General features: G+C 44.5%; 20 protein-coding genes. 11 read left to right on the forward strand and 9 right to left on the reverse strand.

Features of this window, described 5'->3' with window-relative positions:
• Positions 1 to 221 precede the first annotated feature (221 nt).
• The 6 genes from AAEY83_RS10705 (at position 222) to AAEY83_RS10730 (ending at position 5,735) form a co-directional block, all read left to right on the forward strand.
• Positions 222 to 749, forward strand: coding sequence for a type 1 glutamine amidotransferase domain-containing protein (locus tag AAEY83_RS10705; protein WP_025646216.1), 528 nt, complete (start codon positions 222 to 224; stop codon positions 747 to 749).
• Between the two features lie 95 nt (positions 750 to 844).
• Complete coding sequence (locus AAEY83_RS10710) at positions 845 to 1,006, forward strand: hypothetical protein (RefSeq protein WP_156923971.1); 162 nt, start codon at positions 845 to 847, stop codon at positions 1,004 to 1,006.
• A 74-nt stretch (positions 1,007 to 1,080) separates the two neighbouring features.
• Complete coding sequence (locus AAEY83_RS10715) at positions 1,081 to 1,257, forward strand: hypothetical protein (protein ID WP_198013331.1); 177 nt, start codon at positions 1,081 to 1,083, stop codon at positions 1,255 to 1,257.
• A 416-nt stretch (positions 1,258 to 1,673) separates the two neighbouring features.
• The gene (rpsO, locus tag AAEY83_RS10720) at positions 1,674 to 1,943 is read left to right on the forward strand and encodes a 30S ribosomal protein S15 (protein ID WP_025646214.1); all 270 of its coding nucleotides are present in this window, start codon (positions 1,674 to 1,676) and stop codon (positions 1,941 to 1,943) included.
• Positions 1,944 to 2,490: 547 nt separating this feature from the next.
• A complete protein-coding gene (gene pnp, locus AAEY83_RS10725) occupies positions 2,491 to 4,599 on the forward strand; it encodes a polyribonucleotide nucleotidyltransferase (RefSeq protein WP_025646213.1) in 2,109 nt (702 codons plus the stop codon).
• Between the two features lie 212 nt (positions 4,600 to 4,811).
• Positions 4,812 to 5,735, forward strand: a complete 924-nt coding sequence (locus AAEY83_RS10730; RefSeq protein WP_264673173.1) for a glutaminase — start codon at positions 4,812 to 4,814, stop codon at positions 5,733 to 5,735.
• A 190-nt stretch (positions 5,736 to 5,925) separates the two neighbouring features.
• Here AAEY83_RS10730 and AAEY83_RS10735 read toward each other — a convergent pair whose 3' ends face one another.
• The 6 genes from AAEY83_RS10735 to AAEY83_RS10760 all read right to left on the reverse strand — a co-directional run bounded on the left by AAEY83_RS10735 (position 5,926) and on the right by AAEY83_RS10760 (position 11,828).
• Entirely contained in the window at positions 5,926 to 6,642 is a 717-nt protein-coding gene (locus tag AAEY83_RS10735; RefSeq protein ID WP_025646208.1) for a hypothetical protein, read from the reverse strand.
• 224 nt (positions 6,643 to 6,866) lie between these two features.
• Positions 6,867 to 7,775: a haloalkane dehalogenase gene (locus tag AAEY83_RS10740; protein WP_025646206.1), complete on the reverse strand. Its 909-nt coding sequence runs from the start codon at positions 7,773 to 7,775 to the stop codon at positions 6,867 to 6,869.
• A 241-nt stretch (positions 7,776 to 8,016) separates the two neighbouring features.
• Positions 8,017 to 8,592, reverse strand: coding sequence for a hypothetical protein (locus AAEY83_RS10745; protein ID WP_025646204.1), 576 nt, complete (start codon positions 8,590 to 8,592; stop codon positions 8,017 to 8,019).
• Positions 8,593 to 8,647: 55 nt separating this feature from the next.
• On the reverse strand, positions 8,648 to 9,244 hold the full coding sequence (locus AAEY83_RS10750; protein WP_037059294.1) for a hypothetical protein: 597 nt from the start codon (positions 9,242 to 9,244) through the stop codon (positions 8,648 to 8,650).
• A gap of 131 nt (positions 9,245 to 9,375) precedes the next feature.
• Positions 9,376 to 9,633, reverse strand: coding sequence for a YheV family putative metal-binding protein (locus AAEY83_RS10755; RefSeq protein ID WP_025646202.1), 258 nt, complete (start codon positions 9,631 to 9,633; stop codon positions 9,376 to 9,378).
• Positions 9,633 to 11,828 (reverse strand): M3 family metallopeptidase, encoded by a 2,196-nt coding sequence (locus AAEY83_RS10760; protein WP_025646200.1) that lies wholly within the window; start codon positions 11,826 to 11,828, stop codon positions 9,633 to 9,635. Before AAEY83_RS10760 ends, AAEY83_RS10755 begins: the two co-directional genes overlap by 1 nt.
• Before the next feature lie 467 nt (positions 11,829 to 12,295).
• Here AAEY83_RS10760 and AAEY83_RS10765 point away from each other — a divergent pair, with 467 nt between their 5' ends.
• The 3 genes from AAEY83_RS10765 to AAEY83_RS10775 all read left to right on the forward strand — a co-directional run bounded on the left by AAEY83_RS10765 (position 12,296) and on the right by AAEY83_RS10775 (position 15,444).
• On the forward strand, positions 12,296 to 13,408 hold the full coding sequence (locus tag AAEY83_RS10765) for an AOC03_06830 family ribosome hibernation factor (protein WP_025646198.1): 1,113 nt from the start codon (positions 12,296 to 12,298) through the stop codon (positions 13,406 to 13,408).
• Positions 13,409 to 13,588: 180 nt separating this feature from the next.
• On the forward strand, positions 13,589 to 14,344 hold the full coding sequence (locus AAEY83_RS10770; RefSeq protein WP_025646196.1) for an endonuclease/exonuclease/phosphatase family protein: 756 nt from the start codon (positions 13,589 to 13,591) through the stop codon (positions 14,342 to 14,344).
• Between the two features lie 110 nt (positions 14,345 to 14,454).
• A complete protein-coding gene (locus AAEY83_RS10775; RefSeq protein ID WP_025646194.1) occupies positions 14,455 to 15,444 on the forward strand; it encodes an NADP-dependent oxidoreductase in 990 nt (329 codons plus the stop codon).
• A 144-nt stretch (positions 15,445 to 15,588) separates the two neighbouring features.
• On the opposite strand, the gene AAEY83_RS10780 is transcribed toward AAEY83_RS10775, so the two are convergent.
• From AAEY83_RS10780 to AAEY83_RS10790, 3 genes are all read right to left on the reverse strand, one after another.
• Complete coding sequence (locus tag AAEY83_RS10780; protein ID WP_025646192.1) at positions 15,589 to 16,230, reverse strand: alpha-ketoglutarate-dependent dioxygenase AlkB family protein; 642 nt, start codon at positions 16,228 to 16,230, stop codon at positions 15,589 to 15,591.
• Positions 16,231 to 16,241: 11 nt separating this feature from the next.
• Positions 16,242 to 17,174: an alpha/beta fold hydrolase gene (locus AAEY83_RS10785; RefSeq protein ID WP_025646190.1), complete on the reverse strand. Its 933-nt coding sequence runs from the start codon at positions 17,172 to 17,174 to the stop codon at positions 16,242 to 16,244.
• A gap of 75 nt (positions 17,175 to 17,249) precedes the next feature.
• On the reverse strand, positions 17,250 to 19,163 hold the full coding sequence (locus AAEY83_RS10790; RefSeq protein ID WP_025646188.1) for an ABC transporter ATP-binding protein: 1,914 nt from the start codon (positions 19,161 to 19,163) through the stop codon (positions 17,250 to 17,252).
• Between the two features lie 279 nt (positions 19,164 to 19,442).
• Here AAEY83_RS10790 and AAEY83_RS10795 point away from each other — a divergent pair, with 279 nt between their 5' ends.
• Both AAEY83_RS10795 and AAEY83_RS10800 read left to right on the forward strand, forming a co-directional pair.
• A complete protein-coding gene (locus tag AAEY83_RS10795) occupies positions 19,443 to 20,342 on the forward strand; it encodes a hypothetical protein (protein ID WP_025646186.1) in 900 nt (299 codons plus the stop codon).
• Positions 20,343 to 20,548: 206 nt separating this feature from the next.
• Positions 20,549 to 21,439: a fructose bisphosphate aldolase gene (locus tag AAEY83_RS10800; protein ID WP_025646184.1), complete on the forward strand. Its 891-nt coding sequence runs from the start codon at positions 20,549 to 20,551 to the stop codon at positions 21,437 to 21,439.
• The last annotated feature ends 38 nt before the right edge of the window (positions 21,440 to 21,477 follow it).

Genomic DNA, 21,477 nt, shown 5'->3' on the forward strand with positions numbered 1-21,477 from the left:
ACGATTAGGGTTTAAGACGCCTATGCAGGCGTTCTATAATATTAATTAGCGTTGCACTTGGTGTGTTAATCTAAGTAAATAATAACTATAATTCCAGTGAAGGAAAGTTTGAGACATCAAATAACAATAGCACTTAATAGCACACTATTAAAGTGAATCTAAGCAATCATAATGATAATACCAGCAAGCTAAATTAACGTTACGAATAAAAGAGGTGGTCCATGAAGACTATTGCATTTTTATTACATAATAACTTTGAACAAGCTGAGTACGAAGAGGTCAATAATAAGCTTAAAGACAAAGGTTATAAGACACTGCTCATAACAACCAACGATGACAAAGAAGTTCAGGCGATGAATCAGGATGTCAATAAGGGTGATACGTTCACTGCTGATATCTTTGCCAAAGAGGCGAATACCGATGAGTACGATGCTTTAGTATTGCCGGGTGGTACCGTTAACGCTGATACCATTCGTGGTAACGAGCAAGCCCATAGCATCATAAAAGCTATTAATGACAGCGATAAGACTTTAGCTGTTATCTGTCATGCGCCTTGGACACTTATTAATACTGGTATTGCTAAAGGTAGAACCTTGACGGCCTATCATTCCTTACAGACAGATTTAGAGAATGCCGGAGCAACTTTCGTTGATGAAACCGTGCAGGTCGATGGTAACTTAATCACTTCACGCAACCCAGATGATATTGATAATTTCGTTGAAGCTATCGATAAAGCACTGTCTAAATGAGCCGTTTTTTACAGATACTAATACATTCTAAAAATTAGATAATTTTGATAACCAATCATTTAACAATGATAACTTAACTTACAGAGGATATTATTATGACACAGCCTAACCCAAACGATACTAAGCTTGAACAGCAGCGTTCAGAGTCAGCAGAAGCGTCTCTTAAGAGCCAGACAGAAGACAACCACACGACAGATAGTGAAGCTGCAGCAGATCGTATTGCTGATAATGTAAAAGAAGCTAAGAAAGATAAGTAATAGCTTAATTTTCAGTAAGTATTCATTGAATGCCAAGACAACAACAGGTCAACGCAATCAGATAGGGAAATAATATGGATAAGTCAGAGAAAAACATGGACACAGAAGAGCAGCGGATCGAAAAGCTAGCTGACGACATCAACCCAAAAGAAGATAAGAGTCCTGATAGCTTAGCCGAGGCAACAACTGCCCCTTTAGATAATGATGCTTTAGGCGGAACTGCTAAAGAAGACGATCTGAATAAAAAGTAAGCTAACTGATAACTATCGATACTTTTGCCATGTCTACTCTAGTTTATATAATTTAAACTACAAATAGCTTAGAGTGGACACGGCTTAAATTGTAAACGGTTCAAACTACTGCGAATAATTGCTGCTAGTTGAGCCGTTTTTTGTTATACTAGCGCCAAGTTTTAATAGGGAAGGCTTATAGTCTTTAGACTACAGACTTACCATTACGATAATTTTATCAACGTCATGGTTTCACCGACTTGGTATTGCTTATATCTTAAATTGAAGCTAACCACCTAAGCTTGCTTGTCAATAGGGTAACTCTAGTAATGCAGGGTTGCCCTGAATGAGAAGTGGGCTATTTTATTTACTTTATAGTTTGATAACCGTTCAAATTGATTGAATAAGTTATTTAACTCTTAGCATTGCTGGAGACTATTATGCTAACGAATACCGATCGCGAACAAATCATCGCCCAATACCAACGCGGCGAAAACGATACTGGCTCACCAGAAGTACAAGTTGCTCTATTGAGTGCTCGTATCAACGATCTACAGAACCATTTTAAAGAGCACAAAGGCGATCATCATAGCCGCCGTGGTCTTATCCGTATGGTTAACACTCGCCGTAAACTACTTGATTACCTAAAAGGTAAAGATCTTGGTCGTTATTCTACTTTGATCAACCAGTTAGGTCTGCGTCGTTAATTTAACCTCTACCGATAAGGTAGATGAGATTAATACAGCAAGACTTGAGCAGTATAAGACGGTGTGGAATAGTTTCACACCGTTTTTTTATGCCGTATGGATAGTTGACCCATTATCATTATTTGAAGTGGTAAACCAGATTGTAAAATAGCAGAGGTCGCAAAGCCTGTTATGACAATAACCAGTCGCTAACATAAAGAGTGCTTAGGGTTGCAATTAATTGGTCAATGGCCACAAATCTCTGTAAAATAGGCGATGGTATAAAAGTGCTATCAAGATTATTGATACTAGTAGCGTTATCAAGTTTATAAAGAAGTAAAATATAATATATGGATTTTTATTCAGTGCCAGTACTTGCACATTAGTTAATATAAGCACATAAGTTACTATAGGCGCGGTGGAGCTTGGTTTGTTTAGCTTATCGATAGTCGTCAGGCGCCAAAGCATTTATTAAAAGTTTTAACGAGCGATACGCGCGCTGTTTATACAGGCGACTATCATTTTCGTCATTCAACATTAGGAAAAAATTTATATGTCAAACCAGTCAATGTTTAATACCATTACCCGTGAGTTTCAATATGGCGACCAGCAAGTCGTTATCGAGACTGGCCGTGTTGCCCGTCAAGCAAACTCTATTATGGTACATATGGGCGGTGTTACGGTTTTAGTTGCAGCGGTCGTCAAGTCTGACGCTAAAGAAGGTCAAAACTTCTTCCCGTTGACCGTTAACTATCAAGAAAAAATGTATGCTGCGGGTAAAATCCCAGGCGCTTATGGCAAACGCGAAGGCCGTGCTAGTGAAAACGAAACCTTAACCTCACGTCTTATCGACCGTCCGATTCGTCCGTTATTCCCTGAAGGTTATGTCAACGAAGTTCAAATCACAGCGACGGTTGTCTCGTCAGATAAGACTCAGTCTGCTGATATCGCAGCCCTCATTGGTGCTTCAGCGGCACTGGCTATCTCTGATGCGCCATTCAATGGCCCTGTAGCAGCGGCGCGTGTTGGCTTTATGAATGGCGAATACGTCCTAAACCCAACACTTGAACAGCTCGAAGAGAGTGATCTTGATCTAGTGGTTGCTGGTACTAAGTCTGCTGTACTGATGGTTGAATCTGAGGCCGCTGAGCTCTCAGAAGATCAAATGCTTGGTGCGGTACTCTACGGTCATGAGCAGCAGCAAATTGTCATCGATAATATTATCTCGCTAGCTGAGGAAGTCGGTACGGCTAAGCAGCAGTATGAAGCACCAAAGACCGATGAGAAGCTAGAATCTGCTATGAAAGAGCAGTTCGGCGCGCAAGTGGCTGATGCTTATAGCATTAAAAACAAGCAAGATCGCTACACGAAACTTGATGAAATTAAAGACGCCGCTATCGAAGCGCTAGCAGGTGATAGCGAGTCTGAGGACTACAGTAGCAAAGTCGCTGAGCTAAAAGACATCTATAATGACCTTAAGTATCGTACGGTACGTGACAACATCTTGTCAGGTAAGCCGCGTATCGACGGCCGTGATTTGGATACTGTGCGTGCGCTAGACGTACAAGTTGGCGTGCTTCCTTATACGCATGGTTCAGCATTATTTACTCGCGGTGAGACTCAGGCGCTAGTGACCACCACTTTGGGTAACAGCCGTGATGTCAATATGATTGACTCATTAGCGGGTACGATCCGTGATCATTTCATGTTGCATTATAACTTCCCGCATTTCTCAGTGGGCGAGACCGGCCGCGAAGGCATTCCAAAGCGTCGCGAGATTGGTCATGGTCGCCTAGCGCGCCGCGGTGTGCAAGCGATGCTACCAGACAGCGAACGCTTCCCGTATGTCATCCGCGTGGTATCAGAGATCACAGAATCAAACGGTTCTTCTTCTATGGCTTCTGTTTGTGGTGCTAGCCTTGCCTTGATGGACGCAGGCGTGCCACTTAAAGCACCAGTCGCTGGTATCGCTATGGGTCTAGTGAAAGAAGGCGAGCGCTTTGCGGTCTTATCTGACATCTTAGGTGACGAAGATCATCTTGGAGACATGGATTTTAAGGTTGCTGGTTCTAAAGACGGTATCACCGCCCTGCAAATGGATATTAAAATCGAAGGCATTACGCCGGACATCATGGAGCAAGCGCTTAAGCAAGCTCATGCGGGTCGTATCCATATCTTAGATGCAATGAATAAAGTACTGCCTGAGAGCCGTACTGAAATCAATGCGCATGCACCGAACTATGCAGTGATTGAGATCAACCCTGATAAGATTCGTGACGTCATCGGTAAAGGCGGCGCGATGATCCGTCAGCTAACTGAAGAGACAGGTGCTGTCATCGATATCGATGATGCTGGTACCATCCGTATCTTTGGCGAAAACAAAGCCGCAACCAAAGCCGCTATCGGTAAAATCGAAGCGCTTACTGCTGAGGTTGAAGTCGGTAAAACTTATGAAGGTACTGTCGCGCGTATCGTAGACTTTGGCGCATTCGTGAACGTCTTACCAAATACAGATGGTCTGGTACACATCTCACAAATCGCTGAAGAGCGTGTCGAGAATGTTTCTGACTATCTATCTGAGGGCCAAACCGTTAAAGTCTTAGTACAAGACGTCGATAACCGTGGTCGCATTAAGCTGACTATGAAAGGCGTTGAGCAAGATGCCGCTGCTGAATAAATAGTTTTAGCTCAATCTAATTGAGTACAAATACAAAAACCGCTCTAGCTTCATAGTTAGGGCGGTTTTTGTATGGGTTTTGCTTCTGAATAATATGATGAAAGTAATTTGTACTTTACAATGTTGAGTGTCGTAAGCTGCACGCAACATCCTGCTAAATTAAGTTAAAATCACCGCTATTTAAGAAAACTTATAAAACACGGTTACTCCTTATGATGCAACAAATCTTGGATGACATTACCGCCCAAATGGCGCTAGAGACAGAGCGCGGAAAAGTGGCAGATTACATTCCGCAGCTCGCCCATGTCGACCCCAATCAATTCGGCATTGCTGTTGCGACCCCGGATGGGCAAATGTACTCGGCAGGCGACGCCAAAACGCTGTTCTCTATACAAAGTATTTCCAAAGTATTTACATTAACCCTTGCGCTGAGCAAACTCGGCAGCGCGCTTTGGCGTCATGTCGGCCGCGAACCTTCGGGTGATCCTTTTAATTCGATCACTATACTAGAATATGAATCGGGCAGGCCGCGCAACCCTTTTATCAATGCAGGCGCCATTGCTGTGGTCGATGCGATAATGCTCGGACGCGAGCCCACAGAAATATTAGATGAAATATTGCAGTTTGTGCACTTTATCGCAGACGATGAGACGATCTGCTTTGACTACAAAGTAGCGACGTCTGAGATTGACCACGAAGATCGCAACGCGGCGCTTGCGCATTTTATGAAATCCTTCGGTCATCTACAGCACAATGTCGATAACATTCTCAACACTTATTTTTATCAATGCTCGATTGCGATGAGCTGTGAGCAGTTGGCCCGTGCCGGTCTGTTTTTGGTCTCCAATGGCGTCAATCAACCCACAGGGGCAAAGGTAATCAGCCCGCAGCAATCTAAGCGGATCAATTCGTTGATGATGATGTGTGGTCACTATGATGGCTCTGGAGAGTTTGCTTATCAGGTGGGTCTACCGGGTAAAAGCGGCGTCGGTGGCGGTATTCTTACCATAGCACCAGGCAAAGGCGCAATTGCAGTATGGTCACCGGGCCTAAATTCAGTCGGCAACTCGAAACTTGGGACCAAAGCTTTAGAGCTACTCGGAGAGCAGACAGGCTGGTCTGTTTTTTCAAAATAATTAAGCTCTAAGGGCTTGTTGGTAGCAATAATATGTCAAAGATTTTGGATATAAAAAACCACTAGTGGCGATATATAGAATAAAGTTCTTTTAAAACGTTAACGAAAAATCCAATGCCGAATGCTTAAAAGTAAACATCCGACATTGGATTCGTAGCACTTTAAACTTCGAAGCTGATCAATTAAAGGGATTATTCTTGGTCTAGCTGATCGATCATACCTTGATACTTGTCCTTACGAGCGACAATCTTTTCGCGTCTCTCTTCTGCCGTCGCGATGAGGTTTTTTGCAACTTCTAAGCTTTTATCAAACGCAGCCAGTTCAAGGTCTGCAGCATCGACAAGTTTACCGAGCATCATAGCCGTCGCTTTTTCAGAGACGTCTTGAGTCATGCCGCCAGTATCAGAGGTCAGGTCATCTTTGAGCTTTGAGGCCCACTGATAAATACCTGCCATAGCTGAGCTAGATTTGTCCTCTTTATCAGCACTATCTTTCTTGCCAGCTTTACTGTCTTGCGAGTCTTTATCATCTTCGCTAGGTTTAGACTTCTCTTTATCACTGCTAGCTTTGTTTTTAGCATTGTCTGCTTTATTAGACGTTTGCTCTTTATCAGTGTCTTTATCTTTGCTCGCTTTTTGCGACTGGTCATCTTTGTCATTATTCGATGTTTGGTCGACTGACTGTTTTAGATCTTCGATGCTGTCTTTAGTTGAACTGTCTTTAGCCGAGCTGTCTTGACTATCTTCTTCAAAATCATGCGCTTCGTTATACTCTTCAAAGTCGCCATCTTCATAGACCACAGTATCGTCTTTGACGACTTCTACGCCTGTAACTGTATCATTATCATAAGACTGCGTCTGATCTTGATTTGCTTGAGTTTGATTAGAGCTATTATTGTTGTTTGACATTGTTGTTTATCCTTTATAAAAGTGAGTTAAGATTTATCTCATACTCTTAAAAAGGATGTTAAGGGATGATCTGAGCTTAAACAAGGTGTTGATATCAAACTACTATTTAACGGCTACAGAAGTAAACACGATAAGGAGTTGCTGCATATACAGTAACTCTTTACTCGTATATGACAACATAAATAAAGAGCGCTCTGCGGCAGGTTTATCGAGAGTATATCCTACTATGGGTTGTCAGCGATGAACTGTGCTAATAACTCAGCTATATGCTCACCTTGATCTTCTTGCAAAAAATGACCGGCGTTAGCAATTGTAGTATGCTTTTGACCTTTGGTACCTGGTATCAGCTTTTGCATAATTTTATCTCCGCCTGCAGTCACAGGGTCGGAGTCCGCAAATAGAGTGATAAAAGGCTTAGTCCATTGACCAAGCTTGCCCCAAGCGGCGCGGTTAGCCTCTGAGGCGGGATCATCAGGCGTCGTTGGCACTAGTATAGGGAACTGCCTTGCGCCTTCTTTGTAGGTCTCATTAGGGAAGGGCGCGTTGTATGCATCTATGGTCGCCTGTGATAATTCAGTAGTTGTACCGCCGTTGATGATACCGCCAACATGAAACTCTGGCGTGTCCTGTGAGAACTGCTGCCACTGACGAAAGCTCTCACCAGGGTCATGATCGCCGGTGGGAAGCATGGTGTTGCCAGCCGCGACTCTCGCAAAGCGCTCAGAGTTATCCGCGACAAGTCGTAGCCCAATCAGACCGCCCCAATCTTGACAAAACAGAGTGATATTTTGCAAATCTAGCTGCTCCACTAGCGATTGCATCCAGTCAACATGGCGCTGATAAGTGTAGTCGGTACGTGAGGCCGGCTTGTCCGAGCGCCCAAATCCTGGCAAGTCCGGCGCGATAACACGGTGTCCCGCTGCGGTCAGAATCGGTATCATTTTGCGATACAGGTAGCACCATGACGGCTCACCATGCAGTAGTAATATAGGGTCAGCGTCTTTATTACCTTCATCTAGATAATGTACGCGCAGCTCGCCGCCGTCGCCATCAGCAACCATCAAATAATTTGGCGCAAAATCGAAGTCAGGTAGATTATCAAAATGCGAGTCGGGAGTTCTGAGGGTTTTCATAGACAGTCCTTTTGTCAGAAAATTATAATACTGTAGATCGCGACGCTTTATATCAAAATGCTTTAAGTCGCGGCATTCGTCGCCGCTTAACGACAGTCTCGCTCGTCGCTTTAGTCATTAAGTAGTAAGCACTGTTTTTAGCATATTTTGATTTTACTATACAGGGTATTTTACAAAACACGCTTTGAACACGGGTGATGAGTCAAAATTATACAATAGCCACTTTGTAAAGTAGCCTCCTTTATAGCGAAAGGCTCTTAGGAGTATGCACTGCAATACGTAATTTAGGGAGCGCTTGCAAGTGCTGATTAATCAAGGGTAGAACCACTGAATGCCAATCCAAAGGAAGAGCCGTCGTCTCTGTCGTCAGACCAGTACGGTTAGGTTCAGTCCTATTAGCAGAGCTAGAGGCGAGGAGGGGACGCGCTAATAAAGCGGCTTTGCGGACGCCTTGATAGCGAATCAGCGGCATCAGCTGCTGTTGCAGATCTATCAAAGCTGCAGTGAGCCAGCGGGTGCGAGCAGAATGATAAGGGTGATCAGAGATGACTAAATTGGCAATGTAGTTTGGCTGATTACCATTATGCGCGGCGCTAAGACCGGCAAGCTCACGTTGACGCTTGTGTAGTAAGCAGCTGCCAACCATTAGGCTGCCATCACGGCACGCGCGATGGTAACGCTGATAGTTGTCAGGATAAAGCGTCTTGCAGCGCGTTAATACTGAATCTAACAGGACGCCAGCGCTATTGACGGGTAAGATAAGGACTTGCGCGTTACTGTTCAAAATAGGCGTATGGGTTTGCTCGATAGTAGCCATGACGATAGTCCTATTGTTGATAGCTTTGATAAGTCAGCGCTTACTAACTAGATTATCATTGAGCCGCTTGCTCTGCTTCTAATTCAGCGATTTGTCGTTCGAGTAATTCGATTTGCTGCGCTTTCATTTGCATCAAGCTCTTAGTCATCTCAATTTGCTCAGCATCGATGTTCTCCTGCTCTTTTAGGCGCTGATGCTCATCAGCTAAGCGGTCGATCTCTTCTTTGGCGAGCGTATCAGTCTCTGGTATAGGTGCATCGGTAATAGCCTTCGAGCTCGGTATGGCTACATTCGATTTATTCTCAGTGGCATTATCTTTACTAGCGCTCAAATTTTCATCAACAATACTGTCATTGCTAGAGCCATTAATAGCATCATTATCACTCTTGGTATCCGACTCGATAATAGCATCTTCTGCGCTAGGGTCTGTACTAGGGTCGGCAGAGCGAGCCGCTTCATTTTGCTGAGATACTGTCGGCGGCGCGACCATAGGTGCGACTGTGGTATCAGAAGAAGGCTGCGACCAAAACAGATAGCCGATGATAAGAATAGGCAAAAGTAATATCGCCACTAGCCATTTTTTATGACGTGGTTTTGCAGACTGGTGTTTTTTGCCTTTGCTAAAGGTAGAATGTGGTTTTTTGGAAGTCATACGCTTGCCAGTGGCTACTAGAAGTCAGGTGGCTATACTATAACAAAACTATAGCAAACTAAAAGTAAAAAGCCTATCTGTTGATAGGCCTTGAGAATAAAGACAGAATTATAAAATACTTATTGCTGCGCTCAAGGTTTAAACTTAACTGTACCATGAGTGCCAGTCGGCATAGCATCGCGTGCTAGCTGATCCTCAAGATGTTTTTTTGCGCTGACCTCATCAGAATCAGGGCGACGCTCGCTATGATCGCACTGGGTGCATTCGATATATTCATCCGCTTCCGGAACGAATATATTGACTTGCACAATAGCATCTAACGCTTGACATTTAGGACAGCGCACCCCTGCCAAAAATCGGCGTTTAGGGCGCTCAGATTGATAACGCATTAGCCGGCCTCATTTGATATCTGTGTATTGGCAGCTTTGCTATCTACCATGTCAAAACCGCTATGGCGCAGTAAAGCGTCAATACTCGCGCTGCGACCACGGAAGTTCTCGAAATTGGTTTTAGCAGGCAAGCTGCCTCCTACTGACAGTATGGTATCGCGAAACGCTTTGCCAGTACTGGGATTAAAAATACCTTCTTCTTCAAACTTACTAAACGCATCAGCAGATAATAGCTCAGCCCATTTATAAGAATAGTAACCCGCCGCATAGCCGCCTGCGAAGATATGGCTAAAGCCATTGGCAAAGCGGTTATAATCAGGCGTATCCATGATAGCGATATCGGCGCGTACCGCGTTTAGTGTCGCTAAAATACCTTCGTAATCGGGCGCGGGCGTTTGCGCGTGAATGAGTAAATCAAACAAAGCAAACTCGACTTGGCGCAGCGTTTGCATACCGCTTTGGAAGTTTTTGGCGGCAAGCAGGGCGTCAAGTTTGTCTTGCGGTAGCGGCTCGCCCGTCTCGACGTGACTGCTAATAAGCGCAATCCCTTCAGAGTCCCATGCCCAGTTCTCCATAAATTGGCTCGGCAGCTCGACGGCGTCCCATTCCACACCATTGACGCCGGCCACATCGCCGACGCTCACTTGTGTTAGCAAATGGTGCAGACCATGACCGAACTCATGAAATAGGGTCAATACTTCATCGTGAGTGAGTAAGCTGGGTTTACCGGCGAGGGCTGGTGTAAAGTTACCGACCATAAAGCACACAGGCAACTGCTCATAACCCTCATTATCATAGCGATAGCGCGCTTGGAAGCCACTCATCCAAGCGCCGCCGCGCTTACCACTGCGCGCAAACAAATCGAAATAAAACCCACCAATCAAGCTATCATCGCTATCGAATAGCTGATAAAAGCGCACGTCATTGTGCCAAAGCGAAGCGGACGTATTCGCTTCATTATCCGCTGAGTCTTGCTCAATAACGGTGATGCCATAAAGTCGCTCAACAATGGCAAATAATCCCTCAATGACTTTGGGTAAAGGGAAATAAGGACGTATGGCTTCTTGGGATAGATTGAACTTATTTTGCTTCACTTTTTCGGCGATATAAGCGTTATCCCAAGGCTGTAAGTCGGTAATACCATACTCTTTGGCACACTCTTGTAACTGCGCTAGATCTTGCTGGGCAACGGGTGTTGCCTTGGCCGCTAAGCTGCGTAAAAACGTCTCGACCTCAGCGACGTTATCCGCCATCTTCGTCGATAGTGACACCTCGGCATAGTTATCAAAGCCAAGCAGCGCCGCTTTTTGTTCGCGTAGCTGTAGGATGTCACTCATGATATCGGCGTTGTTTAACGACTCACCTTTGGCGTTGGTATGAGTATCAAACTCTGAGGCGCGCGTGACATAAGCTTTGTATAAAGTTTCGCGGAGCTGACGATCATCGGCGTGTGTCATCACGGCTAAATAAACAGGAATATTGAGCGTCGCCACATAATAAGGCGTCGGCAGCGCATCGATTTCAGCTTGCGTTAGCTTATCACAGGCCAGCTGATGAGCCTTATACTGCTCGCCTGCATCGGCTAGCAGACCAAGACCGCTCTCCGTTACCCCTGCCAATTGCTCATTTTGTAGAGGCAAAGCATAAGCTTGGGTTGCATCCAAGATGTGATCGGAGAAAGTGGCGGACAGAGTCGATAGCTTGCTTTGAATAGTGGCAAACTGCTCTTGCTGCGCTTTTGGCAGCGCTACCCCTGATAGCTCAAACCTTTGTAGCGCCAAAGCAATCGCCCGTGTGCGCGCAGGCTCAAGCTGAGAGTAGAGCTCTGTATCCTCAGCGATCGCTTGGTAGCGCTCAAAAAGCGGCTTGTGCTGCCCAACACGAGTACCATAAGCCGATAACATCGGTAGCAACTCGTGGTGCACGTGGCGAATATCATCATTACTCATCACGCTATTAAGATGCGACAACACGCCCCAACTACGATCTAGTGCTAAATTAATATGATCGAACTGCATGATATCATCAAGCGCTTGTTCCGCGCGTATCGGGGTAGAGTCTTGGTCTTGAGAGGCACTGAGCTGATCCAAAAAGTCATTGGCTTCATCGATAGCTTTCGTGACTTGTTGTTGTAAATGATTAGGCGTTGCTGAAGGAAAATCAACAAGGCGCAAATGGGTCGCTAAAGCAGTCATAAAAATATCCAAAGTAAGGGTTAAAAATAGGTATAAGATAAAAGATGGGTATGTTTGGTGGAGAATGCAAGCCGCAAGCTTTTATAGCTATAGCGAATTATAGCGAGTGTTTTTCGCATACTATGTCATGGCTCTGATGCTATAGCTCGTGCCCAATAAGTCGATATGTTAATGACGTCCTGCTATTGGCACGAACGCTTATTGCTGCATTTTTGATGGGATTGAGCGATAGCCAGCGGTATGATGAATCTAGGATTTATTTTAATTTGCTTACAAAGCCTTATCATTTGCTTGCAAAGCAACCATATAGCTTATAGAGTGAAATTGCTAGCATCATAATTGTTAAGACAACAATCACTTAAAGATAAACACTAAAAGACAATCACCAATAGAAAAGCACTGAAAGACTAGCACTAAAAAACAAAACTACTAGAAAACAAACGATAATAAAATAAGGAGCATGATTTATGAAAGCGACGCTTAAGAGTTTACGCGAAACCAAAGCAAACCCTGCGGTAAGTATCTTTGTCAAAACCCACCGTGAGCATCCTGCAAACGAAAAAGATCCTATTGCCCTAAAGAACCAGCTAAAAGTTGCCGAAGACCGTCTAAATAAAGAATATGATAAGCAGACCGCAACAACGATTTTAGAAGGTATTCACGCCAAGATAGATGAATTAAATCATAATTATAACCTCGATACTCTAGCTATCTTTGCAAGTACAGATGATGTACAAGTGGTGCGTATGCCTATAGATACGACTGAGCGGGTAGTCATCTCCGATAGCTTTGCAACACGTGATTTAGTCCGTGATATGGCAAGCGCAGTACACTTTTATGCGGTGGTCATTACCCGTAATATGGCGCGCTTGATTGAAGCCTCTAATGATCGCGTAGTAGCAGAGTTTCAGCCTGAGGATGATAAGCAAAACAATATGGAAAACATACCTTTCCCTATTGATAACAACGGCTTATATATGACTAGCGATGGTGGTTCGGATCGTTCATCAAATAACGAAAGCAGCCATCTAAAAGAGTTCTTTAACCAAGTCGATAAAAGCGTACAAGAGCTATGGGGTGAGCATAAGCTACCTCTAGTTATCGTCGGTGATGCAAAAAATATCGGTTACTATAAAGAAGTCTGTGACCGTCCTGATAATATCATCGCTACAGTATCCAATGTGACCAATCTAGATGATGGCAGTGCTCAGCATATCATCGATAGTGTGCAAGAGTCGGTGGAAGAGTATCGCAGCTCATTACATACTGAGGCGATGGGCGAGATTGACAAAGCACGCGGTGCCAGTATGCTACAGACTGACCTACAAGAAGTCTATCGCAGTGCCTTTCAAGGCGCCGGCGAGACCCTATATGTGCGTCGTTGGTACATCCAGCCAGCTAAGATTGACGAAAAAGCGCAGTCTTTAACCCCTGTAGATGATGCATCGGGAGAAGGGGTTACTGATGATGCGATTGGCGTTATCATCGAGCACGTTATGCATAACGGCGGTGATGTTATCTTCTTACCTGAAGAGATTATGGGTGAAGATCAGCCGATCGCTCTGGTTACTCGCTACTAGTCAGCGTCCATGAAGTCATGATTAATGAATAAGTCATGGCCATAAAGCGTAAATAGATCTAAACAGAGCATTGGTTCGCTACGGATCAATGCTCTTTTATCTTAACCCTATGGTTAGGTAGTGGTTTCACTATCAATTTATGAGACCCATCCCTTTTCTTAGCTCAAGAATGCCAACTCTATGACTACACAATCTTTTATTTTAACCAGTTACAACATACATAAAGGCATGTCGCCACTGAATCGGCAGGTCAAAATGCAAGGTATTGCCCAAGCATTAGAGTCCATCGGTTCTGATGTACTGTGCTTACAAGAAGTGCAAGGCCAAAATCTCAAACGCAATATGCAATACAATGAGTATCCCGATCAGTCGCAGCATGAGTGGTTTGGTGAATATCTGCAACTACAAAACAGCTATGGCAAAAACTCAGAGTACGAAAACGGTCATCACGGTAATGCAGTATTAAGCCGCTTTCCATTAGATCCTAAACACAATGTCAATATTACGGTGAATAAACTGGAGCAGCGCGGGGTACTACATTGCGAAGTACAGCCTTTAGGGTGGGAGAAGCCACTAGTTATCTTGTGCGCGCATTTGAACCTCTTTGAGCGCGATAGAGTTAAGCAGTACGAAGCGATTAGTCAATATATGCGTAACGAGATCGATGATGATCAGCCGCTTATTTTGGCCGGCGACTTCAATGATTGGAAGCGGATGTCTTGCGATAGACTAGCTTCTAATCTAGGCATGATAGAAGCGTTTAGACACTGTCATGGCAAGCTGTCTCCAACCTTTCCTGCTAAGCTGCCAGTACTCAGTCTGGACCGGATATATGTGCGTAACCTAAAAGTCAAAGACGCGTGGGTGCACACTGGCAAGCCTTGGTCTACCTTGTCTGATCATCTACCGATTAGCGCTGAGTTTACACTGGTTTGAGCGTATATATAGCCTATACGAAACAGTATAGGCTACTACTGATCGAAAAATGACAATCATTTAAGAATAACAAGCACCTAAAATAAATCGAAAACACAAGGAAGATAATTATGTCTACTGTCTCACTGCCTACTAGTCAACATGCCGTTGTCATCCGTGAATTCGGCGAGCCTGAAGTTATGAAGTATGAGGAGGGTATCGATGTTCCTCAGATTGACAAAGAACAAGTATTAATTAAAGTGGCTTATGCCGGTATCAATCCGGTTGATTATAAGACTCGCCAAGGCAAAGGCTGGGGGGCTGACAACATTCAAAAAAATCAATTCGATCATAATCAGCCGGCTATCCTAGGTTTTGATGTAGCAGGAGAGGTGGTCAAAAGTAATAGCGCTGATTTTGCAGTAGGTGATAAAGTAGCTGCGCTAAGCTTTGATGGCAGTTGTTATGCCCAGTACGTTGTCGTTGATAGCAAACTACTGGCTAAAGTTCCGGACAACGTCAGCTTAAAGCAAGCAGGCGCTTCGCCTTGTGCCGGACAGACGGCGCTACAGTTTGTGCAGTTTGCTGATATAAAGGCAGGCGAGCATGTAGTAATGAATGCGCCAGCAGGCGGTGTGGGGCAGCTAGTCGTGCAGTTATTGATGAAAAAAGCGGCACAAGACAATATCAAGCTTACCGTGATTTGCTCGCCTGAGAAGTATGACAAGCTTGATCGTTTGATTGATAAAAGCAAGCTTGCCGGCTGGATTGACTACACCGAAGATAAGGCTTTTCCAGATCTACAAGCCGATGTATTACTTGATTTAGTCGGTGATGATGCTGGGGTAAAAGCACTAAGTACCCTGAAATCTGATGGCCGAGTTTATGTATTGCCTACTATCTGGGTGGATAAACTCAAAGCCGCTGGCAGTGAGGCACTCACTATCGAAGGTTATGCGGTTAAGCCTAATGGCGAAGATATGGCAAGCGTCTTGCAGCAAGTTGCTGATGGTACTCTCAAGCTGCATATTCAAAACAGCTATCCTTTATCAGAGACGGTAGCGGCTCATACTGAGCTGCAAAAGGGCGATACCTTTGGCAAGATCGTCTTAGAAGTCTAAGTTTAAAGCAACCATAATCAGTATAAGTACAGCAAAGCTAGATAAAGAGAGCCTTTATCTAGCTTTTTTAGATCGTCAGCAAAGCTAAAATTATCGCTATCGAAGTCGTGTTTCTAACTAAACAGTAGTCGCTGTTTTAGCCCGTTAGTTTTTATCACCAAGGATCATACGTCGAAATGTCAGACTAATTCGGCCTTCGCTGACCGTTTTAGTCTTAGTAATAGTGTGCTTCCAGTGGCTTTGGGTTTCGCCATGCATGACAATCAACTGCCCGGACTCAAGATAAAGCTCGACTTTGACGGGCTTATTTTCATGCCTATTCTTTTTATGTTTAAAAACAAACTTACGGGTAGCGCCTAGTGACAATGCCGCGATGATAGGCTGACTCCCTAGCTCCTTTTCGTCATCGGCATGGTAGCCCATACCTTCACTACCGCTCGGATAGTAGTTGAGCAAGCAGGAGTTAAAAGTCACAAAGATACCAATGCTAGCTAATTGCTGCTCAACAAGCTGTTTCACGTGAAAAACAGACTTTGTCCAAGGTACAGCTTGCCTTGTGTGACCCGAATACTGATAGCTCAAGCCCTCATCTCCCATCCAAACGATTTGCCGCTTGGTGATATGTGTTTTACCAAATAAAGTGACGATATCGGCCTGCCAAGGCAGCTCATGCAATAAGGTCTGATAGAGGGTGTCGCTATCTTTGATTACCACACCGAAATCATTAACCTTACCGTCATAAGACAAGAGATTATCAGTGGGATGTGGCGTGAATAGATCCATCATAAGCTAAAATTTTAACGATTAATTCCACGATTAAACTGTTGCACAATAACCTCAGCGCATTGCTTTGGAGCTTCTATAGGCAATAGATGGCCGTTCTCTGGCATGATATGCAGCTGATTGGCAGGAACGAACTTTTTCCAATTACGGCGCACTTTATCATTGATAAAAATAGTCGGCTTACCAATAATAAGCTGGTAGGGGACAGCTGTTTTAGCCAGTTTTTTCAGCGCATCATCAATATAAGGAATACCAAAATAGTTGGCAATCTCTTGCTTAGGACTAAAGATAAAAGTATAACGATTATCTGCTTGCTGAATTAAGCTTTCTTTGGCAAATAAATACAGGTCATTATCAGCGACACGCCGATAAGCGTTTTTTTCACGTAGACTATCGTAGTACTCATCGATACTGACCCAAGTTGCCTTTTTGGTTAATGCGCTTTTGAAGGGCTGGCGCTTTAGTTTGATACTGCGAGGTATCAGCTTATAAAGCAGCGCTTGTGATTTGGTAAAAGTGACAGGCTCGATAAGGTACAGCTCAGAGAACAAATCAGGGCGTTTGGCGGCGGCCATAGCGGTAGCGGTAGCACCTTGCGAATGACCAATACCGATGACAGGACCGTCTTGAGTCTGCTCCAAAAACTTGATCAATAAATCAGCATCTTGCTCGCGGGTTAACACTTTTGCTTTAGGTTTATCATACCAATAGCCGCGCATGGCAAGCGCGCTGATATCAAAATCTGTGGCAAGCTCCGACAATAGCGGCTTGTAATTACCTACCGTAAAGCCATTACCTCCATAAAAATGCGCTTTGGGGCGAGCAGAGCCACGTTTAGTGGACTCATTTAAATTGCCCGAAACCAAATCGTTTAGAGTCAAATTGCTTAGAGTATAGTAACGCGCTTGCTTATTATCCAGAGTAATACGTTTAGCAAATTCTTCCATGATGCTAGAGCCTTTTTTATCATAAGAATTAAGTTTAAATCGTTTGGTTTTAGGGCTGAAGCTTGCAAGCCAAAATTAGCTCTCTGCGCCCAAAAACCCGCCACTTTGACGCTGCCAAAGCCCAGCATAAACGCCGTTTAATGCTAGCAGCTCTTCATGACTGCCTTGCTCGATAATACGCCCGCGATCCATCACCACTAGCCTGTCGAGCGCGGCGATAGTGGAGAGGCGATGGGCAATGGCGATAACGGTTTTGCCAGTCATGATGTCGTTGAGACTTTCAGTAATAGCATATTCAATCTCAGAGTCGAGCGCGCTAGTGGCTTCATCTAATAATAAGATCGGTGCATTTTTAAGCATGACGCGCGAGATCGCGATGCGTTGGCGCTGCCCGCCTGAGAGTTTAACGCCGCGCTCACCGACTTGGGTATCAAGGCCGGTATTGCCTTTATCATCATACAGATCTTTGATGAAATCCCAAGCCTGCGCTTGCTTAGTGGCAACAATAATCTCTTCGTCAGAAGCATCAGGTCGACCATAAGCGATGTTTTCGCGGATCGTACGGTGCAGTAGAGAGGTGTCTTGCGTGACCATACCGATCTGCGCACGTAAGGAGTCTTGCGTGACTTCATCGATCGCTTGGCCATCAATACAGATCTTGCCGCTATCGACATCGAAGAATCTCAACAGTAGGTTGACTAAGGTTGATTTACCCGCGCCTGAGCGTCCGACGAGACCGATTTTTTCTCCTGGTTTAATATCTAGATAAAAATTATCTAACAGTTTTACTTCTGATTTGGTTAAAGCGCTGGAAGGCTTAATCTCATCGATGCGCTCGCCTTCAAGATCCGTCACATTCTCACTCTCATAGCTAAAGTCGACATGATCAAACACGATATGTCCGTCTGTGACTTTGAGCTCCTGCGCATTCGGCACATCAACGATAGTTTGCGGAGCAGATAGGGTGCGCATGCCGTCTTGTACCGTACCGATACTCTCAAACAGACTGGCCGTTTGCCACATAATCCAGCGTGTTAGACCGTTTAGACGTAGCGCCATTGCTGTCGCCGCGGCTATAGCGCCGACACCGACCGCGCCTTGTTGCCACAGATATAGCCCGATACCGGCGGTGCTACTGACTAAAATGACGCTGATAAGATGGGTGGAGACTTCTAGATAGCTGACCCAGCGCATCTGCGCGTGTACGGTGCCCAAAAACTGCCCCATGGCATTTTTGGCGTAGCCTAACTCCCGGCGCGAATGGCTGAACAACTTCACCGTCATGATGTTGGCATAAGCATCAGTGATCCGTCCTGTCATTAAGGCGCGGGCATCGGCTTGTACGATAGCTGTGCGTTTGAGCCTAGGAATAAAAAACCAAATAGCTAGCGCGACCAAAACGAACCAAACGACAAAAGGAATCAGTAATAAGCTATCTAAGTTAAATAAAATGACGCTAGTAGTAATAAAATAAACCGTGACATAGGTAAACATATCAGCAACGGTGAGCACCGTATCGCGCACGGCGAGTGCGGTTTGCATCACCTTTGCTGAAACGCGGCCTGAGAATTCATCTTGATAAAACTGCATCGATTGACCCAGCATGCGCTGATGAAAGCGCCAACGCATCTGCATCGGAAACACGCCTTGCAAGGTCTGAAAGTGGATAAAAGATGTCAAAGCAATCCACACCGGACTTGCAAGCATGACAGCGAGCATTAGCAGTAGCATATCGCCTTTTTCAGCCCATAGCATCGCCGGCGTATAGATACCAAGCCAATCGACGATATTGCCGATCCAGGCAAATAGCATCGCTTCATAAACGCCAATGCCTGCCGACAAAATGACAAACAGCAGTAGCCAGCCGCGCAGACCTGTCGTACACGCCCACAGAAACTTTAACAGCCCATCACGAGGTGAGGGCAATGGCATAGGGGTGTCAGGAAAGGCGGATAAGCGGTTTTCAAAAAAACGAAATAGTGCGTTCATAAGTAATAGCAGTACATAAGGATGGTGTAGTAAAAGAAGCGTAGCCTAAATTGACACTGAGATGGGATGGCTAAATTGGGCTCTATTTTAACAAACTTAGCACTCTCTCTTGCTGCCTAATTGTAATTTGTCTACGCCGCTACTGGTGATATGACCATGAAATAGACCGAGTCAAAATTAGTCATTGCTAGTTTAGAAATATATGGTTACATTTAGTCTTTTATTATAAAAGACGGTATCACTGTATCGCTAGATAACAAAAACTAAGGGTTAGAATTAATGATTTATTTAATTATAGCGGTGCTATGTAGCGTTGCTGTTTCTGTACTGCTAAAGGTGCTACGCCAAAAAGATATCGATATTCGCCAGACCATTGTCGCAGGCTATCCTGTGGCTTTTTTATTGACTTTAGTCTTATTAAAGCCTGACATCAGTGCTATCGATACTTTGGGCACAGCTTGGGGCATTATCATTGCACTAGGTATATTACTGCCCTTAGTGTTTGTCATATTAGGCCGTGCTATCGCCGCTATCGGTATGGTTGCGACCGATGCCGCTCAGCGCTTATCGCTGATTATCCCGATTATCGCTGCATTTTTATTGTTTGGCGAGGTATTGACGGGTACGCGTATCTTTGGCTTAGCGCTTGGGTTTTTGGCTTTAGGTGCGCTCGTTTACCGCCCGCAGTCTGTAGCTAATGGCAAAGATAACCATAACGCCGCTGCTTCTTTGACTGCGTCTGCTCATCAAGGCAAGGCGCTGTCCAAAACGCCACTATGGTTATTTGGCGTGTGGGCAGGCTACGGTATTATTGATATTTTATTTAAGCAAGTAGCGAAGCAAGGCGCGGCTTTTCCATTGACGTTATTTGTCAGTTTTGGCTTAGCAGGATTGTTGTTATTTATCTATTTACTGATCACTCGCGTGCGCTGGCAAGGTAGTGCCTTGCTCGCAGGGCTGCTACTTGGCGCATTGAATATGGGTAATATCTATGCTTATGTACGTGCCCATCAGGTACTGTCTGAGTCGCCTAGTATTGTCTTTACCGGAATGAATGTTGGGGTCATCACTGTCGCGACTTTAATAGGTGTTGGCGTGTTTAAAGAGCAGCTGAACCGCATCAACATGCTGGGCATCATATTAGCGATCAGCTGTGTGGCAGTATTATTTCTAGCTTAGAGCGTTTTTAATACCCCTTACAGGCTTTGATATTTTTGCGCTCGTTTTACATTGCAATAATAGGCACGTCGCTTGTGCTATGGTAAGGTAATTTATAAACTATTTGGCTTGTTATCTGACACTTATATAGCCGTCTATAGTGTTATGAGCGCTCGCTTAACCTTTATCTTTTTTGATTTTACTCACAACTATAGGATGCATTTGCAATGGACTATCAAAAACAACTAGAAAAAATAAAAAACGGCACAGGCTTTATTGCAGCTCTTGATCAAAGCGGTGGTAGTACGCCAAAAGCGCTAGAAAACTACGGCGTTACAAGCGCTGATTATAGCAATGATGAAGAGATGTTCGATCAAGTACATCAAATGCGCGCGCGGATTATGACTTGTGACTGCTTCGATGATAAGCGCGTTTTAGGCGCGATCTTGTTCGAGGACACCATGGAGCGTGAGGTTGAAGGTAAACCGACTGCAAATTATCTTTGGGAAGATAAAAACATTGTGCCGTTTTTAAAAGTAGATAAGGGCTTAGCGGAGCAGATGAGTGGCGTACAGGTCATGCGCCCGATGCCAAACTTAGACTTACTACTTGATAAAGCCAAAAAGTATCCGATATTTGGCACGAAGATGCGTTCGGTCATCTATGAGCCTAGCGTCGATGGTATCGAAAAAGTAGTGCAGCAGCAGTTTGATGTCGCTAAGCAAATTATCTCTAAAGGCTTTATGCCTATCGTTGAGCCAGAGGTCAACATCGATAGCGCCGAAAAGCATGAGTGCGAATTGTTATTAAAAGCGGACATCTTACGTAACCTCGATCGTCTAAATGACGATCATCAAGTGATGCTGAAGCTGACCTTGCCAGAAGAAGGCGGGTTTTATCAAGAGCTGATTGACCATCCAAAAGTGCTTAAAGTGGTGGCGCTCTCAGGTGGCTATAGTCGTCAAGATGCTTGTGATAAGCTTGAAGAAAACCCTGGTATGATTGCCAGCTTCTCACGTGCTTTTACTGAAGGCTTGAGTAAGCAGCAAAGCGATAAAGAGTTTGCCGATACCATTGATGCCTCTATCGATAAGATTTATAAAGCATCACAGATTTAAGCACTCTTATCAAGTGAATTGCCTATTAAAAAAGCGCT

The organism is Psychrobacter sp. TB20-MNA-CIBAN-0197 (assembly GCF_040309765.1).
GTDB lineage: Bacteria > Pseudomonadota > Gammaproteobacteria > Pseudomonadales > Moraxellaceae > Psychrobacter > Psychrobacter submarinus.

What these genes read in the sequence shown, in the direction of transcription:
- AAEY83_RS10705 (WP_025646216.1), top strand. Translation starts at nt 222, where the DNA reads ATGAAGACTATTGCATTTTTATTACATAATAACTTTGAACAAGCTGAG.
- AAEY83_RS10710 (WP_156923971.1), top strand. Translation starts at nt 845, where the DNA reads ATGACACAGCCTAACCCAAACGATACTAAGCTTGAACAGCAGCGTTCA.
- AAEY83_RS10715 (WP_198013331.1), top strand. Translation starts at nt 1,081, where the DNA reads ATGGATAAGTCAGAGAAAAACATGGACACAGAAGAGCAGCGGATCGAA.
- pnp (WP_025646213.1), top strand. Translation starts at nt 2,491, where the DNA reads ATGTTTAATACCATTACCCGTGAGTTTCAATATGGCGACCAGCAAGTC.
- AAEY83_RS10730 (WP_264673173.1), top strand. Translation starts at nt 4,812, where the DNA reads ATGATGCAACAAATCTTGGATGACATTACCGCCCAAATGGCGCTAGAG.
- AAEY83_RS10735 (WP_025646208.1), bottom strand. Translation starts at nt 6,642, where the DNA reads ATGTCAAACAACAATAATAGCTCTAATCAAACTCAAGCAAATCAAGAT.
- AAEY83_RS10740 (WP_025646206.1), bottom strand. Translation starts at nt 7,775, where the DNA reads ATGAAAACCCTCAGAACTCCCGACTCGCATTTTGATAATCTACCTGAC.
- AAEY83_RS10745 (WP_025646204.1), bottom strand. Translation starts at nt 8,592, where the DNA reads ATGGCTACTATCGAGCAAACCCATACGCCTATTTTGAACAGTAACGCG.
- AAEY83_RS10750 (WP_037059294.1), bottom strand. Translation starts at nt 9,244, where the DNA reads ATGACTTCCAAAAAACCACATTCTACCTTTAGCAAAGGCAAAAAACAC.
- AAEY83_RS10755 (WP_025646202.1), bottom strand. Translation starts at nt 9,633, where the DNA reads ATGCGTTATCAATCTGAGCGCCCTAAACGCCGATTTTTGGCAGGGGTG.
- AAEY83_RS10760 (WP_025646200.1), bottom strand. Translation starts at nt 11,828, where the DNA reads ATGACTGCTTTAGCGACCCATTTGCGCCTTGTTGATTTTCCTTCAGCA.
- AAEY83_RS10765 (WP_025646198.1), top strand. Translation starts at nt 12,296, where the DNA reads ATGAAAGCGACGCTTAAGAGTTTACGCGAAACCAAAGCAAACCCTGCG.
- AAEY83_RS10770 (WP_025646196.1), top strand. Translation starts at nt 13,589, where the DNA reads ATGACTACACAATCTTTTATTTTAACCAGTTACAACATACATAAAGGC.
- AAEY83_RS10775 (WP_025646194.1), top strand. Translation starts at nt 14,455, where the DNA reads ATGTCTACTGTCTCACTGCCTACTAGTCAACATGCCGTTGTCATCCGT.
- AAEY83_RS10780 (WP_025646192.1), bottom strand. Translation starts at nt 16,230, where the DNA reads ATGATGGATCTATTCACGCCACATCCCACTGATAATCTCTTGTCTTAT.
- AAEY83_RS10785 (WP_025646190.1), bottom strand. Translation starts at nt 17,174, where the DNA reads ATGGAAGAATTTGCTAAACGTATTACTCTGGATAATAAGCAAGCGCGT.
- AAEY83_RS10790 (WP_025646188.1), bottom strand. Translation starts at nt 19,163, where the DNA reads ATGAACGCACTATTTCGTTTTTTTGAAAACCGCTTATCCGCCTTTCCT.
- AAEY83_RS10795 (WP_025646186.1), top strand. Translation starts at nt 19,443, where the DNA reads ATGATTTATTTAATTATAGCGGTGCTATGTAGCGTTGCTGTTTCTGTA.
- AAEY83_RS10800 (WP_025646184.1), top strand. Translation starts at nt 20,549, where the DNA reads ATGGACTATCAAAAACAACTAGAAAAAATAAAAAACGGCACAGGCTTT.